Origin of the sequence: Sulfurihydrogenibium yellowstonense SS-5 (assembly GCF_000173615.1) — a bacterium.
GTDB classification, from domain to species: Bacteria; Aquificota; Aquificia; order Aquificales; family Hydrogenothermaceae; genus Sulfurihydrogenibium; species Sulfurihydrogenibium yellowstonense.
Genome location: NZ_ABZS01000143.1, coordinates 1 through 4,638, shown reverse-complemented (window position 1 = coordinate 4,638; position 4,638 = coordinate 1). Strand labels below are relative to the sequence as shown.

The 4,638-nt window shown below is 30.4% G+C and carries 6 protein-coding genes; 1 reads left to right on the top strand and 5 read right to left on the bottom strand.

Going from position 1 to position 4,638, the window contains the following annotated elements; all coding sequences use genetic code 11:
* The 5 genes from SULYE_RS06275 to SULYE_RS06255 all read right to left on the bottom strand — a co-directional run.
* On the bottom strand, positions 1-250 hold a 250-nt coding region (locus tag SULYE_RS06275; protein WP_007547649.1), incomplete at its 3' end, for an aminotransferase class III-fold pyridoxal phosphate-dependent enzyme.
* Between the two features lie 2 nt (positions 251-252).
* Complete coding sequence (locus SULYE_RS06270) at positions 253-1,647, bottom strand: L,D-transpeptidase (protein WP_043989188.1); 1,395 nt, start codon at positions 1,645-1,647, stop codon at positions 253-255.
* 368 nt (positions 1,648-2,015) lie between these two features.
* Entirely contained in the window at positions 2,016-2,651 is a 636-nt protein-coding gene (locus SULYE_RS06265; RefSeq protein WP_007547647.1) for a DeoR family transcriptional regulator, read from the bottom strand.
* 2 nt (positions 2,652-2,653) lie between these two features.
* Positions 2,654-3,241 (bottom strand): imidazoleglycerol-phosphate dehydratase HisB, encoded by a 588-nt coding sequence (gene hisB / locus SULYE_RS06260; protein ID WP_007547645.1) that lies wholly within the window; start codon positions 3,239-3,241, stop codon positions 2,654-2,656.
* Positions 3,238-3,966, bottom strand: coding sequence for an ATP-binding protein (locus tag SULYE_RS06255; protein ID WP_007547643.1), 729 nt, complete (start codon positions 3,964-3,966; stop codon positions 3,238-3,240). Before SULYE_RS06255 ends, hisB begins: the two co-directional genes overlap by 4 nt.
* Before the next feature lie 220 nt (positions 3,967-4,186).
* Between SULYE_RS06255 and SULYE_RS06250 the strand changes: the two genes are divergently transcribed.
* A partial coding sequence (locus SULYE_RS06250; RefSeq protein ID WP_007547641.1) for an SGNH/GDSL hydrolase family protein occupies positions 4,187-4,638 on the top strand: 452 nt, incomplete at its 3' end.

Below are 4,638 nucleotides of genomic sequence, written 5' to 3'. Positions count from 1 at the left end.
GTTGTAAATGAGATATTTTATTTACTTGCTCACAGATAGCCTGATTTAATTTTGGATGATTATGTCCATGAACATTACACCATAAAGAAGAAACGCCATCAAAGTATTTATTTCCGTAAATATCAATTACATAGTTTCCTTCTCCCCTTTCAACAATAACATTATCCTCTTCTCTATAAACTTTCATCTGTGTGAAAGGATGCCAAAAATATTCCTTATCCCACTGCTTTAAAATCTCTTTATCTTTCATTTTTACCATACCTTTATAGCAAAGCTTTTTCCAAATAAATCTGTTTTATAAAATTCCAAAAACCTTTTGCTAACAATATTGCTCTTTTCAAGCTCCTTTATTGCATCATCATCAAAGGCTTCAACAGCTTTTCCTGAGTTTACAAATATTTTATAAGGATTTTCTCTACTTACGATAGGTGTCCCGATGTCCACAACTTCAAAAAGTTTTTCAACATCTTCGTTGTACATTCTTATACATCCATGACTAACTTTCATTCCAATTCCATACTCTTTGTTTGTTCCATGCATTAAAAATGAGGTATTTCCAAGTCTCATTGCTCTTGTACCAAGTGGATTATCCGGTCCGGGTGGAAAAACTGGCGGCAAATCTGGCTGCTCCTTTCTTATGCTTTCAGGTGGATACCAAGCAGGGTCTTTTCTTTTTTGAGAAATTTTAAATTCACCTATTGGAGATTGTGCATCATCTGTTCCTATACCTATTGGATAGGTAATTACGTAGCTTTCGTCATTAATTTTTATTGGATAATAAAGTCTTTTCTCATATATATTAATATAAATCGTTCCATATTTAAAATCTTTAACGGGTAAAATTCTTTTTAACGGTACAACTATAATTTGATTTTTTCTTATGTCAAAAGGGTCAAGCAGCGGATTAGCATTTTTTAATTCGTAATATCCAAGGTCAAGAGTTTTTGCCAATTCGAACATTGTTTGGTCTTTTTCGGCTATATAAATGCTTAGCTCACCAATAATAGGTACCGCCGGGTCTAATTTAAAAATATCTTTATTTAAGATAAAATCTACACCTTTGTAGTTTATAAGCTTCGTATTTTCACCAAAAAATTTTATATCTTTTGAATAAACTAACTTTTTAACTTTTTCTTTTTTGTTGCCCGTTTTCTTTAAGATAATTTCTTGAATTTCATCGCTTTCATTTTCTTGAGCTAAGGGTTTAAAGCCATCGTTTGAAATTCCCAATTTTTCAAGTATATAATCTTGGCCTTCTTTATACTTTCTTTCTAAGAATAAAAGCATAGCAACTTGATAGATTCTATATTTTCCATATTGAGAAATTCTATCAAAGTTGACATTTTTTACATATTCAAGCATTTTTTCTTCTTGTCTGCTTTTATACAAGGAATGCACTAAAATAAAGTTAACAAGCTCATAGTTTAAATCGTCCAAGGTTTCATTGTATATTAAATTTGAAGCTGTTTCTATTGCCTTTGAGTATAATCCATCATTGTAAAACTTTAATGCAGAGCTGATACTCTTTTCTGTAGTTTTTGATGATGCTCTTATCTTTGCTACCTTAAACAAATCTTCTTCTGAATATGAAAGTCTAAATAAAGATAGAATAAGTATTAACAATAAGGATATCTTTTTATTTTTCATTGTTTCAAACACTTACCTCTGGTAATCATTAAATTTTTAATATCCTAATTTTATCATATAATTGATGGTAAGAAATTAATGGTTTTTATTATGAAATTGATAATTAGTTACTTCGGACTTATGTCCTTAACAGGAAAAGGTTGATTAATAAACATCAAAGGAAGGATAACCTTGAATGTCAATCTGTAGCCGGTGGAAAATCTCATGCTAAAGCTGCTTGTAAAAACCAACATCGTCATTCTTAGCGAAGCGAAGAATCTCATACTTTTATTGAACTTCCAACTCCGACGTATGAGAAACTTAATAAATAATATTCTTATGTTTTTATCATTTTTAAGTATAACTTACAAATTCATTTGTATTAAAAACTATTCTTTATCCTTCTTGTTTAAATCCTTTAACACAAAGCTAACAGGCTGCTGTGGTGAGCAACAACTTTTAATATTAATATTCATTCTGTTTATAATTTCATTATAAGCATCTATGAAGTTTAAAACTTTACCGCCAAAGCCTTTTGAAAATTTTTCCGCATCATCTTTATTTATAAATGGAATAACGCTTGGACTGCAACATGGAACTGCAGAACTTCCTACTACATAATAAGCATCAAGGGCGTTAATAGGCTTTTCTGTTATGAAATCGTAAGTTAGTGCAGATACATTCTTTTCTGCATAATTTCGATGAAGCATTAATCCGCAGTGTTCGCAGCAAGCTTCTACAATCTTACTACCTTCAACTATTATTTTATAAGGATGAGACCTTGTAATAGGCTTTTCACAGATTGGACAGGATTTAATAGGTATAGTTTCTTTATTTTCAACTGTATTTAAAATTACTGAACCATGCTTTCTCTTTACTTCCCCTTCTCTTTCAAGCTCTCTTATATCACGGTAAATAGTCATCGCAGAAACACCAAATATATGACTAAGCTCTTTAACCGTTACTTCCTTTTTTTCTCTAAGTATTCTTAATATCTCTGCCTTTCTTTCTTTATCTGTTAGCATTCTTAAATAGCTCCTTTTGTTGATGGAACTTCTAATCTTCTTGGGTCTATTGATACTGCTTCTTTTAATGCAATTGCAAAAGATTTTGTTAAACATTCAGCTATGTGATGAAGATTATGACCTGCTAAAGCTTTTAAGTGCATGGTTATTCCGGCTGAAAGTGTAAAACCTTTAAAGAATTCTCCCATTAGTTCAAAATCAAAATTGGTTATTTTACCTCTTAGTCCAAAATCATCATAAAAAAGTAATGGTCTACCAGAAAGGTCAATGCTGCACATTGCCAATGCTTCATCCATTGGAATTATACTATATCCAAATCTTTTTATGCCCCTCTTATCCCCAAGTGCTTCTTTTACGGCAAGACCTAAAACTATACCAACGTCTTCTACTAAATGATGATGGCTAACATGAACATCTCCTGTTGCCATGATTTCAAGGTCTATCATAGAATGAAATGAAAAGCTTTCAAGCATATGAGATAAAAATCCAACTTGTGTATCTACTTTATGTTTACCTGTACCATCTAAATTTATTGATAACTCTATCTGTGTTTCTTTTGTCTCTCTTTTGATTAAAGCTTTTCTGCTCATTTCTTACCACCTTTCCAAAATTCTTTAAACGGACTTTTTCTTTGGTCTTCTCCTTCAACCTTTATAGGAATACAAATCTCATTTAATCTTGATGCTATACCTTTTCCAAATTTGCTTTCAATACTATCTACGATTTCTATCTCATCTTCTTCATCTAATGATATATTAGATGTTATTATAACAGGAAGTTTATCGTTATATCTACTGATAATTATATAATGCAAAATATCCTTCGCCCAGTCAGTAAGCCTTTCGCTTGCCAAATCATCTAAAACCAAAATTGGAGCTTTAATCACACTATCTAAAAGATATCTTGTACTACTATTTCCTTCAAACGTAGATTTTAAATCGTATAATAGTATTCTTGTATCGTAAAACAAACCTGTAATACCCCTTTTAAAATAAAACTCTTTTAAAATGCTAACCGCTAAATGTGTTTTTCCTACGCCATGCTTTCCATAGAAGAAAATTCCCTTTCCTTCTAAATAATCATCACTATAAATATATTCTTTAATCTTTGTTAAAATGACATGATGCGAAGGATGGTTTGGAATAAAATTATCAAGGTTTGCATGGTAGTATTTTTTTGGAACATTAAGAGCTTTATTTAATTTTTCTGTATTTTTAAAAAGCTTACATTCGCATCTAATAACTTCATTATCTTTAAAAATCCAGCCGATATCGTTGCATATCGGACATTTTATCTCTTCTTTAACTTTTTCCATGAAGACCTCGCTAAGATTTTAAAATAATAGGAAATTAAGTCAGAGATATTATATAATAAAGATATACAAGTTCAACATGACATTAAAACCATGTTATTAGAATTTTTAAAATGGGACCTGTCGGGCTGAAGCTTTCAAGATAATATATTTATAGATTTAGAAATGAATGTGTTAAATTTCATGCTCAAAATACAGTAATGTTTAAAAACCGAGGGGCAAGGTGCTAAAAAAACTTATTTTTGGTGTTTTAGCAGTTATAAACATAACTTTTGCAGAGGAAATAACCATTATTGGTGATAGTTTAACAGTTGGTGCCGAAAAGTATATAAGATACTATATTCCAAATGCTGTAATAGATGCAAAGGTAGGAAGGAAATTTCAAGAAGCAATGGATAGAATATTAGATTTAGAAAGCAAAGGATTATTAAAGGATATAGTTGTGATAGCATTAGGGACAAACGGATATTTTTCAGTAGAAGAGGGATTAAAAGTTATAGATTATCTGCAAAGTAGAAATAAAAAAGTAGTTTTTGTAAATACAAAAGTTCCTCGTTGGTGGGAATCAGATGTTAATAATACTTACGAAGAGTTAAAAAGATTAAGACCAAATATTAAAATAATTGATTGGAAAACAATAAGTAATGTAATATGTTCAAGAAATGATATCCCAGA